At 40.8% G+C, this 19,224-nt stretch carries 18 protein-coding genes; 17 read left to right on the top strand and 1 reads right to left on the bottom strand.

Annotated elements, in window-relative coordinates; all coding sequences use genetic code 11:
• Positions 1-5: 5 nt before the first annotated feature.
• Positions 6-1,133 carry an NAD(P)/FAD-dependent oxidoreductase gene (locus V7097_RS20760; RefSeq protein WP_335705547.1) on the top strand — a complete coding sequence of 376 codons (1,128 nt, stop codon included), beginning with the start codon at positions 6-8 and terminating at the stop codon, positions 1,131-1,133.
• A gap of 151 nt (positions 1,134-1,284) precedes the next feature.
• Here V7097_RS20760 and V7097_RS20755 read toward each other — a convergent pair whose 3' ends face one another.
• The gene (locus V7097_RS20755; RefSeq protein WP_335705546.1) at positions 1,285-2,529 is read right to left on the bottom strand and encodes an MFS transporter; all 1,245 of its coding nucleotides are present in this window, start codon (positions 2,527-2,529) and stop codon (positions 1,285-1,287) included.
• A 710-nt stretch (positions 2,530-3,239) separates the two neighbouring features.
• Between V7097_RS20755 and V7097_RS20750 the strand changes: the two genes are divergently transcribed.
• The 16 genes from V7097_RS20750 (at position 3,240) to pqqE (ending at position 18,895) form a co-directional block, all read left to right on the top strand.
• Positions 3,240-4,274: a phosphotriesterase gene (locus tag V7097_RS20750; RefSeq protein ID WP_335705545.1), complete on the top strand. Its 1,035-nt coding sequence runs from the start codon at positions 3,240-3,242 to the stop codon at positions 4,272-4,274.
• Between the two features lie 21 nt (positions 4,275-4,295).
• Positions 4,296-5,255 carry a phosphotriesterase family protein gene (locus V7097_RS20745; RefSeq protein ID WP_335705544.1) on the top strand — a complete coding sequence of 320 codons (960 nt, stop codon included), beginning with the start codon at positions 4,296-4,298 and terminating at the stop codon, positions 5,253-5,255.
• A 33-nt stretch (positions 5,256-5,288) separates the two neighbouring features.
• Positions 5,289-6,452, top strand: a complete 1,164-nt coding sequence (locus tag V7097_RS20740) for a thiolase domain-containing protein (protein ID WP_335705543.1) — start codon at positions 5,289-5,291, stop codon at positions 6,450-6,452.
• Between the two features lie 3 nt (positions 6,453-6,455).
• The gene (locus tag V7097_RS20735) at positions 6,456-6,863 is read left to right on the top strand and encodes a Zn-ribbon domain-containing OB-fold protein (protein WP_335705542.1); all 408 of its coding nucleotides are present in this window, start codon (positions 6,456-6,458) and stop codon (positions 6,861-6,863) included.
• 70 nt (positions 6,864-6,933) lie between these two features.
• Positions 6,934-8,619: a CocE/NonD family hydrolase gene (locus tag V7097_RS20730; protein WP_335705541.1), complete on the top strand. Its 1,686-nt coding sequence runs from the start codon at positions 6,934-6,936 to the stop codon at positions 8,617-8,619.
• 24 nt (positions 8,620-8,643) lie between these two features.
• Positions 8,644-9,603, top strand: a complete 960-nt coding sequence (locus V7097_RS20725) for an MBL fold metallo-hydrolase (protein WP_335705540.1) — start codon at positions 8,644-8,646, stop codon at positions 9,601-9,603.
• The gene (locus tag V7097_RS20720) at positions 9,600-10,295 is read left to right on the top strand and encodes a 3-oxoacid CoA-transferase subunit A (protein WP_335705539.1); all 696 of its coding nucleotides are present in this window, start codon (positions 9,600-9,602) and stop codon (positions 10,293-10,295) included. The genes V7097_RS20725 and V7097_RS20720 overlap by 4 nt, the downstream gene beginning before the upstream one ends.
• The gene (locus V7097_RS20715) at positions 10,288-10,980 is read left to right on the top strand and encodes a 3-oxoacid CoA-transferase subunit B (protein WP_335705538.1); all 693 of its coding nucleotides are present in this window, start codon (positions 10,288-10,290) and stop codon (positions 10,978-10,980) included. Before V7097_RS20720 ends, V7097_RS20715 begins: the two co-directional genes overlap by 8 nt.
• Positions 10,977-11,726 carry a GntR family transcriptional regulator gene (locus V7097_RS20710; RefSeq protein ID WP_335705537.1) on the top strand — a complete coding sequence of 250 codons (750 nt, stop codon included), beginning with the start codon at positions 10,977-10,979 and terminating at the stop codon, positions 11,724-11,726. The genes V7097_RS20715 and V7097_RS20710 overlap by 4 nt, the downstream gene beginning before the upstream one ends.
• A 246-nt stretch (positions 11,727-11,972) precedes the next feature.
• Positions 11,973-13,073 carry an FAD-dependent oxidoreductase gene (locus V7097_RS20705; protein WP_335705536.1) on the top strand — a complete coding sequence of 367 codons (1,101 nt, stop codon included), beginning with the start codon at positions 11,973-11,975 and terminating at the stop codon, positions 13,071-13,073.
• 67 nt (positions 13,074-13,140) lie between these two features.
• Positions 13,141-14,073, top strand: a complete 933-nt coding sequence (locus tag V7097_RS20700) for an alpha/beta hydrolase (protein ID WP_335705535.1) — start codon at positions 13,141-13,143, stop codon at positions 14,071-14,073.
• 128 nt (positions 14,074-14,201) lie between these two features.
• The gene (locus V7097_RS20695) at positions 14,202-15,554 is read left to right on the top strand and encodes an MATE family efflux transporter (RefSeq protein ID WP_335705534.1); all 1,353 of its coding nucleotides are present in this window, start codon (positions 14,202-14,204) and stop codon (positions 15,552-15,554) included.
• Positions 15,555-15,798: 244 nt separating this feature from the next.
• Complete coding sequence (gene pqqB, locus V7097_RS20690) at positions 15,799-16,749, top strand: pyrroloquinoline quinone biosynthesis protein PqqB (RefSeq protein WP_335705581.1); 951 nt, start codon at positions 15,799-15,801, stop codon at positions 16,747-16,749.
• Between the two features lie 2 nt (positions 16,750-16,751).
• The gene (gene pqqC / locus V7097_RS20685; protein ID WP_335705533.1) at positions 16,752-17,483 is read left to right on the top strand and encodes a pyrroloquinoline-quinone synthase PqqC; all 732 of its coding nucleotides are present in this window, start codon (positions 16,752-16,754) and stop codon (positions 17,481-17,483) included.
• Between the two features lie 22 nt (positions 17,484-17,505).
• Entirely contained in the window at positions 17,506-17,808 is a 303-nt protein-coding gene (pqqD, locus tag V7097_RS20680; RefSeq protein WP_335705532.1) for a pyrroloquinoline quinone biosynthesis peptide chaperone PqqD, read from the top strand.
• A complete protein-coding gene (pqqE, locus tag V7097_RS20675) occupies positions 17,786-18,895 on the top strand; it encodes a pyrroloquinoline quinone biosynthesis protein PqqE (protein WP_335705531.1) in 1,110 nt (369 codons plus the stop codon). Before pqqD ends, pqqE begins: the two co-directional genes overlap by 23 nt.
• Positions 18,896-19,224: the final 329 nt, after the last annotated feature.

Genomic DNA, 19,224 nt, shown 5'->3' with positions numbered 1-19,224 from the left:
ATTAAATGAAAGTTATTGTAATCGGAACAGGAATTGTAGGTGCAAGCGCCGCCTATCACTTGGCCAAAAATAATCTGGAAGTCATAATGATAGATAAAAAACAAGAGGGTAAGGCAACTTCTGCTGGAGCGGGAATTGTCTGTCCCTGGTTAAAAGAGGTTGATGATGAGATTTGGTATAGCCTCGCCAAGAAAAGTTTTCTCTTCTATCCCGATTTAATTTCTGCCTTACAAAAAGAGGGCGAAGATGAAGTTGGCTATAAAAAAGTTGGGGCATTATGCGTTTCGACGGACCCAGGTAAATTGGATGAAATTGAAGAGCGAGTGAAAAACAAGCGGAAGCAAGCACCTGAAATTGGAGATATTCTTCGTCTCACTGGAGAACAGGCAAGGGAGGTATTTCCACCGCTTAACAAAGACCTGGAAGCTTTGTATGTTTCAGGAGGGGCAAGAGTAGATGGTTCTTTATTACGCGATGCTCTAAAACGCGCTGCACAACGTAACGGTGCTGAGCTTGTAGAAGGTGAAGCAGAATTAGTTCATGAGCACGAGAAAGTAATTGGAGTTACTGTTGGAAAAAAAACTATTTTTGCTGATAAAGTACTCATCACTACAGGGGCCTGGGCTCCCAAATTATTGGAGCCGTTTGGTATCCATTTAAACGTTAATCCACAGCGTGGTCAGATCGCTCATATTAAATTACCTGAAAAGGATACTTCTGATTGGCCGATTATTATACCACAGGCAAGCCATTATATTGTCCCATTTGATGATGGTAGAATCGTAGCAGGGGCGACAAGGGAAACTGGGTCAGGATTTGATTACCGATTGACTGCCGGTGGGGTGAATGAGGTACTTACAGAAGCTCTCGAGGTTGCGCCTGGTTTAGAGGATGGAACTTTGGAAGAGGTTCGAATCGGATTTCGACCAATGGGACCAGATATATTACCAATTCTAGGAGCTGTTGATACACTAGAAGGAGTTTTACTTGCTACTGGATTAGGGGCTTCTGGGCTTACATTCGGTCCATATATTGGTAGTTTAGCAGCTTTAATGATTCAAGATGAAGAGATTGAACTGGATCTTACACCATGTCGTCCCTCCCGTGCGATTGAGATGAAAAAGTATGTTTGACAATTAGTCGTTTTTAAGAAAAACCAGGAAAAGCCTCACGTTCTTTTTTAGATAAAGAATCGAATATAAAAGCAAAAATCCCCACAATATTTTGTGAGGATTTTTTGCTTTTTAATAGTTTAATACTTTTTCATAATGGTTAACGTAAAAATTAAGCATGAATCTGTTTGTTCACGTCTTGTGCTGGTTTTGTGTTTACCTTCGATGGAGCAGATTCAATAAGTAAGAATGAAACTAATAAAATACATACTCCCGCACCGGCACTAATGAATAGCGGTGCCTGAAGACCAAATTGATCCGCTGCTATCCCAGTTATAATTGGACTTAAGAACCCACCAAATAATTCTCCTAAACCTGTAACAATACCAATCGCAGCACCTGCTAGTTTGAAGGAAACAGATTCAGCAGGAATAGTAGACATGAATATTGAACCTAAGCTGAAGCCTGCTGGTAAAAAGAAAACGACAAGCATGAGCGCTGGTAAAGCCGTTAAGTTTGCAATTAAAAGCGGCATTGTAATGATGAACAAAGAGAATATTGCGATAACCGATTTACGTCCGAAACGGTCAGATAGAGCAGGAATGACCATACCGAAAATCGCGTAGCCTAGACCAAATGAAGCCATGATAATACTCATTGTGCTTGGCGTAAATCCTCTAAATCCGACTAAGAAAGACGGTGTGTAAATTTGAAATGCCATTAAGGATGTCATGTATAAACTGAATAGAATAACACCAATCCAAATATTACGAGTTTTAAGTACTTGTTTAAAACTAACCTTTTCCTGTGCTTGGGCAACTGAATTCTTGTAATCTGGTTTGTTTTTCATTGTTTTAAGGATGAAGAATGCTAAAACAATCCCAGGGATAATTGTTAAATAGAATGCCATATGCCAGTCGAATTTTTCCGCTAATGCTACGACGATGATTGGTGCTAACAAACCACCTAGAATCGCATTACTTGTGTTCATTGTGATCCCCGTGTTAAAGCCACGACGTTTTTCAGAGGATTCAATCGCCATAATAGATTGTGCAATTGGAATGATTGGTCCTTCTGCAATCCCCATCATTAAACGTAAAAAGAAAAGCATCCCGACAGTTGAAATAAACCCATGTAATAAAGATACTGTTGAAAAAAGAATAACGATGACTGCTAAAAGTAGTTTTTGATTTTTTACTTTATCAGATAAATAGCCTCCAAGTGGACTGGCAATCGACCATGTTAATGCTAGAGCTCCACTTGCTAACCCGATTTCTGTATTCGAAATCGCAAAGTCCCCTTGCATGAATGGGTATAAATAGTTAATCGCGAGTCTATCAAAAAATACAAACCCAATTGCAAAGAAGAAGATAACTGTTAATTGATTTTCGTAACTCCAAAACTTTCTTTTTTCCATTTTTAATAACACATCCTTTTTTAATGTCTTTAAAACAGAAGAGACAAGAAACAAAAAATGATTATTTGATGTGTTATCAACTCCCTTAAAAGTTATTTTTAAGGGCATTTATTCAGTTTTTTGAAATCGTTTACACTTTAAGGTTTGGTTGTTAGGACTAATATACCAAAGAATCTGAATAATATGAAACTTATTTTTAAAATTAATGGATAAAACTTTCGACAAAAGTACATAGGATAGAGCAAATGTATTCATTTATGATCCAAAAGGCGAAGTAAAAAGAAATTATTTTGCTTTATTTAATATAATTTAGATGCAATTCAAAGAAAAGCTTTATTAACCATTTATCTTCTATTAGAATGCTTGATTCTATAATGAAATCCCCTTTTAAAATAGATATTAGTAATATATCAAAATAATAATGATATAATTTTAGAATTACTTATATTCGGAATTATTTAAAAATTCGTTTGACTTTGGTATAACAATNNCAATATTATAATGTTTAAATATCAACATTAGAGTCTGCAAAAGAGTGGGCATTTAGTTTATAGAAAGCGATTACAAATAGGAGTTTCCGCTTATTAAATTGTAGACTCTCCTATCCTTTAAGGGTTGGTTGTGTTGTTGAAATGGTTGTTAGATTAACTAGAAATGATCATTGTTTTTCAATTTTTACGAAGAACAAGTTAAATGATGGGAGGTTCATTATGGCACATAATGAAAAAAAGTCAGGTGTTGTTCGTACTGTTCTTGGATTAGTACCAGCAGATGAATTGGGTGTTGTACTCATTCATGAATCACTTCTATCAGTCGTACCAGGTGCAGAATTCGCTCCGGAAATTAAGATGGATAAAAGTGAAATCTTTGAAACTATAAAAAGTAAACTTATAGAGTTTCGTCGACTAGGTGGTAAAACAATCGTTGATCGAAGTGGTATGTTCCACGGTCGTGATATAAAGCTATATGAAACTCTTTCTAAATCAACTGGTGTACATATTATTGCGTCAACGGGCTTAGGGCCTGAACCAATGTTAAGTGGATATTTTGTTACACCACAAAAGAACCCACCAACACCGTGGTCAGCTGAACAATTTTCTAGTTTGTTTACAAAAGAGGTAATAGAAGGGATTGTTGTACCACGTGTTGAACGTTCAAGTTCCGCAGGCATAGTCACTTCAATCGCTAGTCAAAGTGGGATTACTGAAAAAGAAACGAATCTATTCCGCGGATCAGCACAAACGGCTCTCGTTACAGGAGTACCCGTATCCGTTCAATATGGTGAAGATGCTGAAAATGATTTAGAAATTTTATTAGGGGAAGGTGTTTCTCCTAACCGAGTCATTATCGGAGGACTTGACCGTCTAGATGCGGACCGGCAGAAAGAAGCATTCGCTATTGCAAGCCGTGGAGCTTATGTTGCTTTAGACCATGTTGGTTGGTCATCAGAAGAAGGCTTTGTAAACGATACTAGACGTGCTGAGTTAATACTAGAACTGTTCGATGAAGGTTATGGAGACCGTGTCCTTATTTCAACAAATGCAGTTGGAGTTGCTAAAGGCCATGATGCGAAAGAGCTTGCATACGAATACTTACTATCTACGTTCCTACCAATCTTGCGTAAAGCAGGTGCAACAGACGAACAAATTCGTATTCTATTAGAAGAAAATCCACAACGTGTACTTACAGTTAATGCTCAAGTAACTATAGAAAAAGAAGCAGTTATCCAAACAGAGCAAAACTAAAGGTAAGGAGTGAACAAAACAATGGGGAAAGTTAATACAGTTTTAGGCACAATCCCGACAGAAGATCTAGGGGTCGTAGCCATGCATGAGCATATTGGGTTCGGTCTACCAGGATGTGATTTAGATACTCAATGGTGGAAAGCGCCTGAGGAAGCATTTGAAGTTACCGTACAGAAGCTACGTCGCTTCCGTGAACATGGTGGTAAAACATTTGTAGATTGTACGGGGATTGGAAATGGACGTGACCTTGAATATTTCCAAGTGCTTTCTCGAAAAACAGGTGTACATATTGTTGCAGTTACAGGCTTTGTTGCAGGTGACTCAGCCCTACCTTATTTCCGAAACAAATCCATTGAGTATTTAACAGATTTATTCATACATGAAGTAACTGTTGGAATTGATGGTACGAGCGCAAAGGCTGGGGCTATCAAAGTAGGTGTAAGTCGTGGTGGTAAATTAAGCGAGCTTGATAAACGAATTTATCGTGCAGCTGCTCGAGCATCCCTAAAAACGGGTGTTCCGATTATTACACATTTATGCGTAGATGCTGAAACAGCAATCGCCATTTTCAATGAAGAAGGCCTACCTCTTGATCGCGTCCTTATGGGTCATGCCGACGATGGCGGTTATCTTAATGAAAACCGTGACACGTTGATTGCAGAGCTTGGTGGTTGGGTTGGCTTCGATACGATCGGTTATGACAGTGAGATGGAAGGTGCACCATATTGGTCACGTCCTCGTCAAGATCGTGTGGAACATTTCCTTCGTTTCCTAGGAAAAGGTTTTGTAGATCGTGCGTTAATTTCTGCTGACGCCAACTGTTGTGCTCTTGGCTGGCCAGGATTGAAAGGACATTCAGTCAATTACCTGTTTGAAGAATTTTTACCTGACCTTCGTAAAGCTGGTGTTGGTGAAGAAGTATTTGAACAGCTTCTAGTTCATAATCCAGCAAAAATTTTAACGATGCAGGATCCTCGTTAATCAAAAAAAGCTAATTAACGGAGGTTATTGATTATGAGTATTAAAGGCATGGCTTATATTGTGGGGGCTTTTGAGCACCCAACCCGTAAGGCACCTGATAAATCTGTTGCAGCTTTACATGCTGAATGTGCAAAAGGAGCATTAGAGGATGCAGGACTTACATTTGCAGATGTTGACGGCTACTTTTGTGCGGGGGATGCCCCTGGTGGCGCTCTGTCTATGGCTGAATATTTAGGTCTCAATGTACGTCATGTAGATTCTACTGAAATAGGGGGTTCATCGTATATTGCACACGTCTCACATGCTGCCCAAGCCATTGCTGCAGGAAAATGCAATGTCGCATTGATTACGATGGCAGGACGTCCGCGTTCAGAAGGCAGAAGTGGTGTTAAGCAAAAAGTGGTCGGTGCAAACGTACCAGATGCACCGTTTGAACTTCCCTACGGACCGACAGCCGTGAACGAATACGCGATGGCGGCGATGCGCCATATGCATGAATACGGAACGACGAGTGAACAGTTAGCCTGGGTTAAAGTCGCTGCTTCACATCATGCACAATATAATCCAAATGCAATGCTTCGGGATGTTGTATCAGTTGCAGATGTGCTCGAATCACCGATGATTGCCGATCCTTTACACCGATTAGATTGCTGTGTTGTAAGTGACGGTGGTGGTGCTTTGGTTGTTGTGAAGCCCGAAATTGCGAAAAGCCTGAAACGTCCTCTTATCCGTGTGATGGGCAGTGGGGAGTCACCGAAAGGATTAAATGGTGGCAAAGTAGACCTTACCTATTCTGGAGCAGTATGGTCTGGACCGAAGGCGTTCGAGGAGGCGGGTGTTACACCTCTAGATATTAAATATGCTTCCATTTATGACAGCTTCACCATTACGGTGTTAATGCAGCTTGAGGATTTAGGTTTCTGTAAAAAAGGTGATGGCGGAAAATTTGTTGCCGATGGGAACTTAATTTCAGGTATTGGCAAGCTTCCGGTCAATACTGATGGTGGTGGATTGAATAACAACCATCCAGCGGGTAGAGGCGGGATCGTGAAAGTGTTAGAGGCTGTACGTCAGCTACGTGGAGAAGCACATCCGAAGGTTCAAGTGGAAAACTGTGACATCGCTCTAGTTCACGGAACAGGTGGCGGGCTCGCAAGTCGTCATGGTAGTGCAACTCTTATTTTAGAGAGGGTGTAGATGATGGCAACGATGTATCAATCTAGAACGATGGCAATTCCTGAGATTCAGCCTGAACTGAAAGAATATTGGGATGCCGCCTCAGAAGGAAAATTAGTAATCAAACAGTGTGACAACTGTGACGAATATCATTTTTATCCACGTTTATTATGTCCTTATTGTCAAAGTGAAAAAACGTCATGGAAAGAAGCAAAAGGTACTGGAACCATCTATACATACAGTGTCATGCGCAGAGGTGTTCCATATGCTATCGGTTTTGTTGAACTTGATGAAGGTCCGAGGGTCATGACCAATTTTGTCGATTGTGACCTAGATACACTCCACATCGATCAACGGGTAAAAGTAGTATTCAAGCAAAGTGGAGACCAGGATCATCCAGGTCCTTATGTTCCATGCTTTACTCCTGCTTAAAAGTCTAAAAATCTATCAAATTTTCATAAATCAAATCAAATCTGAAAAAACGTAAGGGGAGAGAATGAACATGATAGTTAAAAAGAATGTACGTATTCCCATGCGTGATGGTGTACATATTGCAGCGGATATTTACCTTCCGGAGGGTGTAGAAAAAGTACCTGCGTTACTTGCTCTTAGCCCATATGGTAAAGAACTTCAAGCACAAGCGTTAACATTACCTCCTCAAGCACGTCCAAGTCATCTTTGGAATGGTGCAATCGAGGCAGGAGATATCCGTGCTGTTGTCGAAAATGGCTATGCACATATTATCGCTGACGTACGTGGTACTGGTCACTCTGAAGGTGAAATGTGTGGTAACTATAATTCAGGTGGACATGGTGACGGTAAAGATATTTACGACATTGTTGAATGGATGGCCGAGCAAGATTGGTGTGATGGGAATGTAGGAATGATAGGAATTTCTTACTTTGCATCTGTTCAAATTTTAGGTGCAGCTGAAAAACCACCACACTTAAAAGCAATATTTGTAAATGGCGGTCACTTCGACCTTTATGAACTGTGCTATCACGGAGGAATTATGTGGTTAATGCCACGTGCATCTCGCGAAGGACGCGGAGGTGACAGTGGAAATGCGTTCAATAATGTATCAAGTAAGAGCTCAAAGGTCTATTCACCAGAAGAGCTACAACGTATAACGCAAGAGCGCTTAAATGATCCAGATATTGCACATTGGTCAGATTTTGTTCACCTTTTACATTATCAGGACCGGCATGAGCTATGGATGGATTATTTACTAAATCCACTGGATGGTCCATTCTGGCAAAAAGATAGTGCAATCGATGTGGCGAATAAAGTAGATATTCCTGTTTACTTCCAAGCAAAATGGGGACGCGGCTGGAATGTTGAGGGGACAATCGAATGCTTCCACCGTGTACAAGGCGTGAAGAAACTTGAAATTCAAGCGCTTCCACCAATGTTAGAAAGACCATTCCATGAATGCCATGACGAAATGTTCCGTTGGTACGATTATTGGTTAAAAGGGATTGACACAGGAATCATGGATGAACCAACTGTACAGTTCTCTGTAGAAGGTTCTTACAAATGGCGTAAAGAGCAACAATGGCCATTACCAAATACTGAACATAAGGATTTCTACTTACGTCCTCGCCATAAAATTAGTGAGAAAAGAGAACCATTAACATCTGAGTATGCCCATCCTGATGGCTTCTATCAAGCACCTTTAACAGTAACAACCAAATCGGAAACCTTGAAATGGTCTACGGATAAATTCCGTGAACCAGTAGAAATGACAGGTACTGGTGCATTATATCTTTTTGCAGAAATTGATACAGACGATACGAACTTCATTGCGAAGCTCTATGATGTAGATCCAAGTGACAAACGTACGTTAATGACATCAGGTTATTTAAAAGCATCTCATCGTGAATTAGATGAAGAAAAATCAACATACGGTGAGCCATGGCATCCACATAACCGAGCAGTTCCAGTGCCACCTGGTGAGATTATTGAGTATGCGATTCGCTTATATCCATTCTCATTCTTAATTAAACCAGGACATCGAGTGGAATTAGAGCTTGCATGTAACGAACCACTTGATGGAGAAGATGCAAAATTATTACCACCAGATAGCTACCACTTACCAAGTGGTCGTGCAACGATGCATAAAATCTATCGGGATGCAGATCATCCATCACGACTTGTTTTACCAGTAATCCCTAAAGAAAACAAATAAAATAATGATTTCAGGGGTGGGAAAATGGTAAAAGTTATTCCAATTGAATGCAAATTCGGTCCTATTTCGGCTTTTTCATATTATATTGACGCCCCAGAACCTGCTTTAGTCGATACGGGCGTTGCTTCATCGGCAGTTCATGCAATCGAACCAGCCCTAGCAGAACATGGAGTGAAGATGGAAGATATTCGTTGGATTCTTCTTACACATGGACATGTGGATCATCTTGGTGGAGCTAGGGCGGTTTGGGAAAAGACAGGAAAACGTGCAGAAATCGTTATTCCGAAAAAGGACGCTAATCTACTGCGTAACCGTAACGCACATATTACAGATTACAAAAACCTTCAAGGTAAATTTGTTGATCCAGAACTTCATGATAAGCATATCTCAATGATGCTGAGTGATATTGGCGAAGACTTGGAACCAACACTTGAAGTCGGAGATGGCAATCAAATTTCTTTAGGTGGAGATGTATCGATCACTGTCGTTGAAACACCAGGACACTCAATCGGATCAGTTACCTATGTTTTAGATAGACTTGATTGGGCTTTTGCTGCGGATGCGGTCCAAATGTACGGTGGTGAGCGAAGTGGAATTCCTACGATTGAATTCCCTTCGCTTTATCGAAAAAGCGTTGAGCATCTTCTTCATGAAGTGCGTCCGAAGCGTTTATATTTAGGGCATCCTTTCAGAAATGCGAAAGCAGAGGTTGTCATGCCCCAACTTGAAGGAGATGCGGTGTCCATTGCACTCCAAGAAAGCCTAGATATGGATGCGAAGCTAGCAGAAATCGTAAAGCGTCACCTATCGGAAAATCAAGGACAATCTTTAAATAGCGATGGATTATATGGCCCATTCGGATCAATTGCGGAGGAAATTGGTTATACAGGTGACCCTCGTAATCTACCATGTGCATTCTTTGTGACGATGAATGGCTATCAGAAAGAACAACCTGAGTATCAGAAAGGGGGAAATTCTAAGTGATTCAGAAAAAAATTGACACATTTAAGCAAGCGGTTGCCGATATCCATGATGGAGCAACCTTGCTTGTTGGGGGATTTGGTGGAAGCGGACTTCCATCTCAACTGATCGCAGCGCTTGTAGAACAGGGAGCAAAGAATCTTACGGTTGTCTCTAATAATATTGGTGCCGTTAGCGACGGTGTTGCAGCACTGATAAGTAACAATCAAGTGAAAAAGATCATCTGCTCCTTCCCGGTCGGTCCACATGCAGACGACCTTATTCAACGCCTTGAAAAAGGAGAAATTGAGCTAGAAATTGCCCCACAGGGTACTTTAGCAGAGCGTATCCGTGCTGGTGGTGCTGGTATTCCAGCCTTCTACACGGCCACAGCTGTTAATACTGAACTTGGAGAAGGGAAACCAATTCAGGAATTTGATGGTCGCTTGTACGTAATGGAGCGTGCGATTAAAGGTGATTTCGCTTTTATTAAAGGTGATAAAGCAGACCGTTGGGGTAACCTCGTTTACCGAAAAACACAACGTAACTTTAACCCGGTAATGGCAACGGCAGCGAAAATTACAATCGCTGAAGTAAGTGAAATCGTAGAAGTAGGCGAAATTGATCCGGAGGCAATTGTAACTCCGAGTGTTTTCGTACATCGCTTAGTCCAAGTTGAACCGCAACATGAGGGGAGGGTACTAGTGAATGAGTAATGATAAAAAAATCGGATGGTCGATGCCGGAACTGGCTGCACGAGTAGCCCTTGATCTTGAAGATGGATGGTTTGTAAACCTTGGTATTGGGTTACCAACTTTAGTCGCGGATTTTATTCCAGAAGGTCGGGAAATCATTTTACACAGTGAGAATGGTCTTCTTGGATTAGGTCCGAAACCTGCACCAGGTGAAGAAGATATGGATCTCGTAAATGCGGGCAAGGAACCCATTACACTAAAGCCCGGTGGCTCCTATTTTTCACAATCGGACTCATTTGCAATGATTCGTGGCGGGCATCTTGATGCTGCAGTCCTTGGTGCATTCCAGGTTTCTCAGTACGGTGATCTCGCGAGCTGGAAACTTCCAAAAGATCCACTTGGTCGTGTTGGAGGAGCAATGGATTTAACAGTGGGCAGTAAGCGTGTTTTCCTTTTTATGCAGCATACGACAAATAAAGGTGAGCCAAAAATTGTCGATGAATGTACGTATCCACTTACAGCGATCAATTGTGTGAATCGTATTTATACAAATCTAGCAATCATTGATGTGACGGTTCAGGGCCTAGAAGTTATAGAGCTTGCACCTGACGTAACTTTTGAATATGTACAAGAAAAAACGAGCGCACCACTAAAATTATCAGAGTCCTATCAGGAAAAATCTACTATTCTAGGAGTAAAAGAATGAGGAAAGTTATGAAAAGAAATGTGATTGATCGGAATTCGCCAGTTCCATTGTACAAACAAATTAAGGAAATCCTAATTGATGAGCTACAGGATAGTGAGGCAGGGAGTCCTTTTATTACAGAGGGAGAACTCGTTCGCCGATTTCATGTAAGTCGGGCACCAGTACGGCAAGCTTTAAAAGAGCTTACTGACGAAGGGTATGTGTATCGAGAACGTTCTAAAGGAACATTTCCTGTTCAAGAATTGCCGGTTCATCCACCCAATCTACAATTAGGAGGATTAGTTAACTATCTTCGTCAGCAAGGTGCTGATGTTCGTTCGAAAATTTTAGGTATCGATCGAGTGGAGCCGACTGATGAATTACGCGAGATACTTCGTTTACATGGAGATGAAAAAGTATTAAGAGTCTCACGTTTGATTCTTTTAGACAAGCGACCTCTTGCTTGGACACAAACCTATTTGGACGTTCCAGAAGATTTTAATCCAACTATCCGGGAACTCAAGCAAGTAGAGAGTGTTTTCGAATTACTAGAAAGTGATTTAGGAATCTCTATTTCTCGTGGCGATCATCAAATTTATGCATCTGCTGCGAAAAAAGAAGAGGCGAAAATTTTAAGTTTTGACACTGGAGACCCTGTCCTTGTGATGGAAACGAAATTATATACACGAAATAACCAACTTGTTGGCTGGAGGAAAGCTGTAAATATAGCTGACGACTATAAGTTTTCTTTTACAGTGAATCGATAATTTTGGTAAATGGGACTTTGCAAGTAAATTCAATGTTGCCAATAGACTTAATTACGCTTACTTTCTATTAATCTATTGGCATCATTTAAACCGATGTTGTTACTGAACGAAAATTTAACCGCTTACATCGAAGCTTTTGTAATGATACTCGTAACTCAATTTGTATTTCTAACATGATAGCGGTGTTCTTTTCGTTAATCGCATAAAACTTATTAGAAAAAATTCGGAATTAGGAGGGAAATTTATATGAAAGAGAAATCTGAATTACGAGTAGTCATTATTGGAGGCGGAATCGGTGGTGCAGCTGCTGCGGTTGCATTACAAAAGGAAGGAATTCGTGCCGATGTGTATGAGCAAGCACCAGAGCTAAAAGAGGTTGGTGCAGGTATCGGATTACGCCCACCAACGATCAATTATTTTAAAGAGTGGGGGGCTTATGAGGATCTTGAAAAAGTAACAACACATAGTGACTATATGGAAATTCTAACCGGTGCAGGTGAAACACACAGTAAGGAAAGATGGCCAGCTATGTCAGAAAATCAAAATGAACGATATACACGATTCGTTCATCGAGCAGACTTATTAGACACATTAATTGCCCAATTACCACCTGAACAGGTTCATTTGAGCCATCGTTGCTCACAGATTTTACACCATGAAGATTATGTAGAAGTTCATTTTGAAAACGGCCATTCCGTTGAAGCAGACTTAGTCATTGGTGCAGATGGGATTCGTTCGGTTGTTCGTGATAAAATATTCGGCGAAAGTAAGCCTGTATATTCTGGCTACCATGCATATCGTCTACTTGTTAGTGAAGAACAAACCTATGGTTGGGTTTCGAAAGATAACAATCTTCGCATTGCAATCGAAGGTGATGTCCAAGTTTATTTCTTGCCATTACAGCTTCGAAAACAAGTCTCCCTTGATATTACGGCCCCATCAACAGATTCCAGTCCGAAGCCTGTTGTAACAAAACAACAGATCTTAGATTCGGTAAAGAATTTTAGTCCGGCGATGATTAAAATTGTAGAAAGTCTAACTTTAGAAGATTTCACTTGTCGCGCGTTATATGATATTGATCCAATTGAACGCTGGAGTACAAATTGTGTAACACTGGTTGGGGATGCGGCTCATACTATGCTTCACAATATTGGCCAAGGTGCAAATGCTGCACTCCAAGATGCTGGCGCATTAGCCGTTGCCATTCGTGAATCAGATACCATTCCGGAAGCATTGCAAAAGTATGAGGCCCAAAGAAAGCCACTTACAACGATTTATCAACAGTTATCTCGCGTATTCCCAAAACTAGAGATGGAAAGTGTATTAACAGAGAAAGATTTTTACTAATTTGGTAGAGTTTAAGACAGGAGGCTGATTGTTTAGCAGCCTCTTTTAAAATGAGGAGGTTTCATAGATGCCAGTACATCCTGTGATTAAAAAAGTATTAGATTCGATTCCAGTAACTGATGTGAAACACAAAATCATTCCAGAAGAACATCGAAAGATTTTTGATGCTCCCATATTACCTGTTGAAGAACGAGTACAGGTATTTGAAATTGAAGATAGGATCGTTTCGACACCAGAAGCAGATATTCCTGTGAGAATTTATACACCTCATGAAGGTGATTCATATCCACTATTAATGTATTTCCATGGTGGCGCTTTTTTCTCAGGGAGCATTGAGAGTCATGATGAAGTCGTACGCCCAATTTGTATGGAATCAGGCTATAAGGTCATTTCTGTTGGATACCGCCTTGCACCTGAGCACCCTTTTCCGGCCGGATTAGAAGATTGCTACAATGTAACAAAATGGGCAACCGAGCATCAAGAAGAATTGAATTGGGATGGTAAAAACCTTGCCATTGCTGGCGATAGCTCAGGTGGAAACTTAGTTGCCGTCCTAACTTATCTGGCACGTGACAAAAAAGAATTTGCGATCACGAAACAAGTATTATTCTATCCATCACTAGATCTTGATTTCAGTGAATTCCGTTATCCGTCATTAATCGAAAACGGAAAGGGCTATTTCGTAGAAAGTGATGGTTTAGCAGAACATAACTCCTTTTATTTATTAGGTGGAGTAGATACAGATAATCCACTCGTTTCACCAATTCGAGAAGAAAATTTAGAAAACCTTCCTTCAGCACTTGTGATCACAGCGGAATATGACCCATTCCGTGATGAAGGTGAACTATTTGCTGCGAATTTAAAAAAATGTGAAGTTTCTGTTGAATTAAAAAGGTATGATGGCGTGACACATGGATTTCTAGGTAAATTTACGCATCTTGATGAATATAAAGATATTTATAAGCGAACAGGTGAATTTTTAAAATTAAATTTAAAGTAACAATTTAGACAGGGGATTCAACCTTGTCTTTTTTTAATTTAGGGTTAAAATCTATCAAATCAGACAGTTTTGAGAAGCTATGGTATCCTAGAACAGATAATTCAGAAAAAAGAAGGAGTGTATATGTATTGACGCAACAGGATTTCACGCAAGGGTCAGTCCGAAAACAATTGATTTTCTTTGCAGGTCCGATTATGTTAACCAATCTGCTTCAAGTATCCTATCAATTTATCGATAGTTTGTGGGTAGGAAATTTACTAGGTGCGAATGCACTCGGGGCGGTTACGATTTCTTCTACAGTTGTGGTCACGGTATTGGCGTTTATTCTTGGAATTAACAATGCCACATTGACAATTCTTTCTCAACAAAAAGGGATGAATGACGAGCAAGGATTAAAAAAATATGTAAATGCATTTGTTGTCTTATTATCCACTCTTTCTATTTTGGTCGGTTTGTTTGGTTACTTTTTTTCAGAACCACTATTACTCTTTTTGAATACTCCATCGGAGATGTTGAATGAGGCAAAAACCTATTTAGAAATAAATTTTCTCGGCGTTTTGTTTTTAATGGGATATAACTTTATCGGTACTGTGCTTAGGGCATTAGGTGATAGTAAAACTCCATTGCGGTTTGTGTTTGTAGCAGTTGTGTTGAATGCAATTTTGGACCCATTATTCATTTTCATTTTTGATTGGGGAATGCATGGAGCCGCATGGGCAACTGTGCTTGCGCAAGGAATTGCATTCTTATTGGCATTGGTTTACACGTTACGACGCCAGCTTGTTCCATATTCAATCCCCTATTTACCAAGTAAAGAGGACATCTGGTTAATATTAAAATTAGGAATTCCTGCTGGGCTCCAGATGATGGTGATTTTTGCAGGAGTGACGGCGATTTTATCGGTGGTCAATTCATTCGACGGGGCCGTGGTAGCAGGATTTGGTGCTTCGCAAAGAATTGATAGTTTAATTATCATTCCGGCGATGGCAATAGGCACGGCTGTAAATAGTATGGCAGGTCAAAATATTGGAGCCAACCAATGGGATCGGGTTCATCAGATTGCGTTATATGGGACAATATTCAATGTAATCATCATGTTGTCCATTGCATTAGTTGTATTTTTGTTTGCGGAAGGGCTCACGAGGCTGTTTATCCAGGAAAAAGAAGCGGTCACTTTTGGTACGGACTATTTAAGAATTGTCGCATTCTTTTATCCATTCATTGGTATTAATTTTATCTTGAATGGAGTAGTAAGAGGAGCAGGGGCCATGTATCAAGTATTGATCCTGAACATCCTGTCCTTTTGGCTTCTTCGATATCCGATTACCTATTTCTGCTCAAATTTAATAGGACAGAACGGAATTGCACTAGGAATCGGAATTAGTTTTATCATCAGCAGCCTCTTTTCCTTTTCTTATTTTAAATGGGGAGGATGGAAAAAGAAGGAGTTATTCAATACAGGTACAGCTATAAGACAATAATTATTTAATAACAATGCTCACGAGTCTTCGGGGCAATGTTTTTTTGTATCCTATTAATTTTGGCAAATTGGACAACTTTATGTCGAAATTCGAGGTTATTTTACGCGGGCTTTCTACATAAGAATAGTTTGAAAGGACGTTCATTGCTACTAAAGGGGGTGAATAGCGTGTGGATCATTCCTGAGTATGAAGTGATTAATACCGCTGCGGAGGTAACAATGTATTCCTACATCCGTGAGTAGATATAGGTGGAAGTTCATTTAAGTCGGATCGAAGGGATGGAATCAATATTCTAATCAGGGTATTAGGAGTAGCGGCAGGAGGAGGTTTTCCGCAATGGAATTGTGCATGTCCCAATTGTCGCGGTCTTCGCGATGGGGATGTTGCGCTTAAACCGATGTTACAATCTTCCCTTGCCATCACTGCGAATGAAAAGGACTGGTATCTCGTCAATGCGGGCCCAGATGTAAGTAGACAGATTGAAACCTTCGCTGCACTTCATGCGGGCCCTGGAATTAGAGAAACACCACTTGCTGGTGTGATTTTAACCGATGCAGAGCTTGATCACTCGATCGGTTTATTGTCGTTAAGGGAAGGTTCCCACTTAACGATTTATGGTACGGAAACAGTGAGGGAATGTTTACACACCTCTTTTCCAGTATTCCCGATGCTAAAAAACTACTGTTCTTGGGAATGGCAGTCACTTACGCCAGATGTAAGGGAACGGATTGGGGAATCAATCCTGATCGAGACTGTTCCAGTTTCAAGAAAGCCCCCACTTTATGCTCAGTCAAATGATATTGGTCATGAGGATATATGGGAGGTTGGTTTACTTTTACAAAATGAACGGTCTGGAAAATGTGTGGCTTATTTTCCTACATTAGATACGATAACCCTGGAAATTGAGTCTGCTTTACATAAAGCAGATATTTTGTTGGTAGATGGAACGTTTTGGTCTGAGGATGAATTGGTTTCGTTAGGTGCGACAAAGCGAAATGCAAGAGATATGGGGCACCTGCCAATTAGTGGCCCGTCTGGCATTATTGAAAAATTAGCTTCATTTTCTGCTGAGCGAAAAATATTGATCCACATTAACAACAGTAATCCTATTTTGAAAAAAGGTTCAAAGGAAGCGGGGATCTTAAAACAACACGGTATTGAGATTGCCTATGAAGGTATGGAATTGGAGGTTTGATTATGCCACAACAAGAAGGGGTAGAGAGGGTGTCTCATGAAGAGGGAAAGCCATGGTCACGGGAGGAATTCAAAGAAAGATTAATAGAAGTCGGACGTTCTTCCTATCATGACAAACACCCCTTTCATGTGGCGATGCACGAAGGTACATTAAGTCGGGAACAAATCAGAGGCTGGGTAGCCAACCGGTATTATTATCAGAAGTCTGTCCCGATTAAGGATGCGGTTATTTTATCGAAGCTTCCGACAAGAGAGTTCAGACAAGAATGGATTCAGCGCATTATTGATCATGACGGTAACCATGAGCAAGAGGGCGGAATCGAAGCATGGTTAAGGCTTGGAGAAGTTGTGGGACTACCGCGCGAAGAAGTATTGAGTGAGGAACATGTGGTACCGGCTGTCCGTTTTTCTGTTGATGCTTACGTGAATTTTGCGAAGGAAAAACCGTGGCTTGAGGCTGTCGCTTCTTCATTAACAGAACTATTTTCACCGATTTTAATTTCAGAGCGAATTAAAATCCTTGAACGGTTGTATCCGTGGATTGACGTTTGCGGACTTGGGTATTTCAGAAATCGCTTAACGCAAGCACCACGCGATACAGAATTTGCTTTAAATGTTGTGCTAGATTCCTGCAAGACTTTAAAGGAGCAACAGCTTTCAGTTGAGGCATTACAGTTTAAGTGTGATGTTCTATGGGCACAGCTGGATGCAATCGAAAAGGCTTTTCCTAACTAGTAATGGATTGGTGGTGGGGATTTTGACAAGTGGCTTTCCAAAACTCGCACAAAAGGGGCGACTGAAATTTGATAAGGTAAGAGAAAAGCATCTCCTTTTGTTACCAGAAAAGGTGGTGGTTTTGAACGAAACTGCCGCATCGATTCTTGCTCTTTGTGACGGAAATGAATCCATTCTTACCATCACCGAAAAAATGAGAAGTTCGCTAGAGTCTGAGAATAAACCCGATCTTGAAATGATGAAGGCGGATATCACGAAGTTTATTTTGAAAATGGTGGACGAAGGATGGGTGGTGATGGAAGATGCTAGAGTCAAAGAAACGTAGGGTACAGCCACCATTCTCTTTACTTGCCGAGCTAACACATCGCTGTCCATTAAGTTGTCCATACTGTTCAAATCCAATTGAAATGACATTAAAAGAGATGGAATTATCAACAAAACACTGGCGTCGAGTTTTATCGGAAGCAGCAGATCTTGGGGTCGTCGAGGTTCATTTTTCTGGCGGTGAGCCACTTTTGTGGAAAGATCTAGATGAGCTTATCGAACATGCAAGTTCATTAGAAATGTACACAAATCTGATTACGAGCGGGATTGGATTAACAGAGGAAAAGGCTATGCGGCTAAAGGAATCTGGATTAGCAAATGTTCAGATCAGCTTCCAAGCAGGGAAAGAAGAGCTTTCTAATCGAATTGGTGGATTTAAGGCGTTTGAAAAAAAACGGATGGCTGTTGAAGCGGTAAAACGTACGGGAATGCACTTATCATTAAATGTCGTGTTGCATCGTTTAAATATTGATACATTGGATGAGATTATTGCGTTTGCTCATGAATTGGGAGCAGAACGTTTGGAATTAGCTAATACACAGTTTTATAATTGGGCTTTATTAAATCGTGATCGGCTCCTGCCGAGTAAAGAGCAGATAGAGCGGGCAAGTAAGACTTTCGAGTCAGAAAGAGAGCGCTTCGGCAAAGAAATGGAAATCATTTGGGTTATTCCTGATTATTATGAATCAACTCCTAAACCGTGTATGGGCGGTTGGGGAGCTATTGCTCTTACAGTGGCACCGAATGGAGATGTCCTTCCATGCCCCACGGCAGGGATGATTGAAGGAATCTCTTTTGAAAATGTACGGACGCAGTCGTTACATCAAATTTGGTATGAATCGGTTTCGTTTAATCGCTTTCGCGGGGATGAATGGCTGCCGGAAACCTGCAGGTCATGTGACATGTTGCATCTAGACGGTGGCGGATGCAGATGCCAGGCGTTTGCTCTGACTGGAGAGGCGGAAGCAACAGATCCGGTCTGTTATTTGTCGCCAGACCATCATATTGTGGAAAAAGCAGTGCAGGAAGCGAATAGTAAGCGAGTTGAGGAACGAGCACCCATGATTTATCGAAAAATGAAGTTGTGAAGAAGATGCTAGGGCAATTATTAAAATTGTCTTTAGTATCTTTTTTTTTGAATGTATGAAAAATATCTAATGGAGTTATGAAGGGGAAAATGGACTATGAATCTCGGCCAAATCCTCTTCATTAGAGTTATGAAGGGGAAAACGAGCTATGAATCTCGGCCAAAATCCTCTTCATTGGAGTTATGAGGGGGGAAACGGGCTATGGATCTCGGCCAAATCCTCCTCATTGGGGTTATGAGGGGGAAAACGGGTAGAGAGCTCCACCAAAAACCACTTCATCGAGGTGATGAAGGATCGAACGCGGTCGGAGCCTCATCGGAAAGTCCTTC

This window comes from Bacillus sp. JJ1562, assembly GCF_036962705.1.
In the GTDB taxonomy this organism is placed as follows: domain Bacteria; phylum Bacillota; class Bacilli; order Bacillales; family Bacillaceae_L; genus Ferdinandcohnia.
The sequence above is the reverse complement of the archived record's forward strand: the minus strand, read 5'-3'. Positions and strand labels throughout refer to the sequence as shown.

What these genes read in the sequence shown, in the direction of transcription:
- pqqC (WP_335705533.1), top strand. Translation starts at nt 16,752, where the DNA reads ATGCCACAACAAGAAGGGGTAGAGAGGGTGTCTCATGAAGAGGGAAAG.
- V7097_RS20725 (WP_335705540.1), top strand. Translation starts at nt 8,644, where the DNA reads ATGGTAAAAGTTATTCCAATTGAATGCAAATTCGGTCCTATTTCGGCT.
- V7097_RS20705 (WP_335705536.1), top strand. Translation starts at nt 11,973, where the DNA reads ATGAAAGAGAAATCTGAATTACGAGTAGTCATTATTGGAGGCGGAATC.
- V7097_RS20760 (WP_335705547.1), top strand. Translation starts at nt 6, where the DNA reads ATGAAAGTTATTGTAATCGGAACAGGAATTGTAGGTGCAAGCGCCGCC.
- V7097_RS20730 (WP_335705541.1), top strand. Translation starts at nt 6,934, where the DNA reads ATGATAGTTAAAAAGAATGTACGTATTCCCATGCGTGATGGTGTACAT.
- V7097_RS20745 (WP_335705544.1), top strand. Translation starts at nt 4,296, where the DNA reads ATGGGGAAAGTTAATACAGTTTTAGGCACAATCCCGACAGAAGATCTA.
- V7097_RS20755 (WP_335705546.1), bottom strand. Translation starts at nt 2,529, where the DNA reads ATGGAAAAAAGAAAGTTTTGGAGTTACGAAAATCAATTAACAGTTATC.
- V7097_RS20715 (WP_335705538.1), top strand. Translation starts at nt 10,288, where the DNA reads ATGAGTAATGATAAAAAAATCGGATGGTCGATGCCGGAACTGGCTGCA.
- V7097_RS20750 (WP_335705545.1), top strand. Translation starts at nt 3,240, where the DNA reads ATGGCACATAATGAAAAAAAGTCAGGTGTTGTTCGTACTGTTCTTGGA.
- V7097_RS20710 (WP_335705537.1), top strand. Translation starts at nt 10,977, where the DNA reads ATGAGGAAAGTTATGAAAAGAAATGTGATTGATCGGAATTCGCCAGTT.
- V7097_RS20740 (WP_335705543.1), top strand. Translation starts at nt 5,289, where the DNA reads ATGAGTATTAAAGGCATGGCTTATATTGTGGGGGCTTTTGAGCACCCA.
- pqqE (WP_335705531.1), top strand. Translation starts at nt 17,786, where the DNA reads ATGCTAGAGTCAAAGAAACGTAGGGTACAGCCACCATTCTCTTTACTT.
- V7097_RS20700 (WP_335705535.1), top strand. Translation starts at nt 13,141, where the DNA reads ATGCCAGTACATCCTGTGATTAAAAAAGTATTAGATTCGATTCCAGTA.
- V7097_RS20735 (WP_335705542.1), top strand. Translation starts at nt 6,456, where the DNA reads ATGGCAACGATGTATCAATCTAGAACGATGGCAATTCCTGAGATTCAG.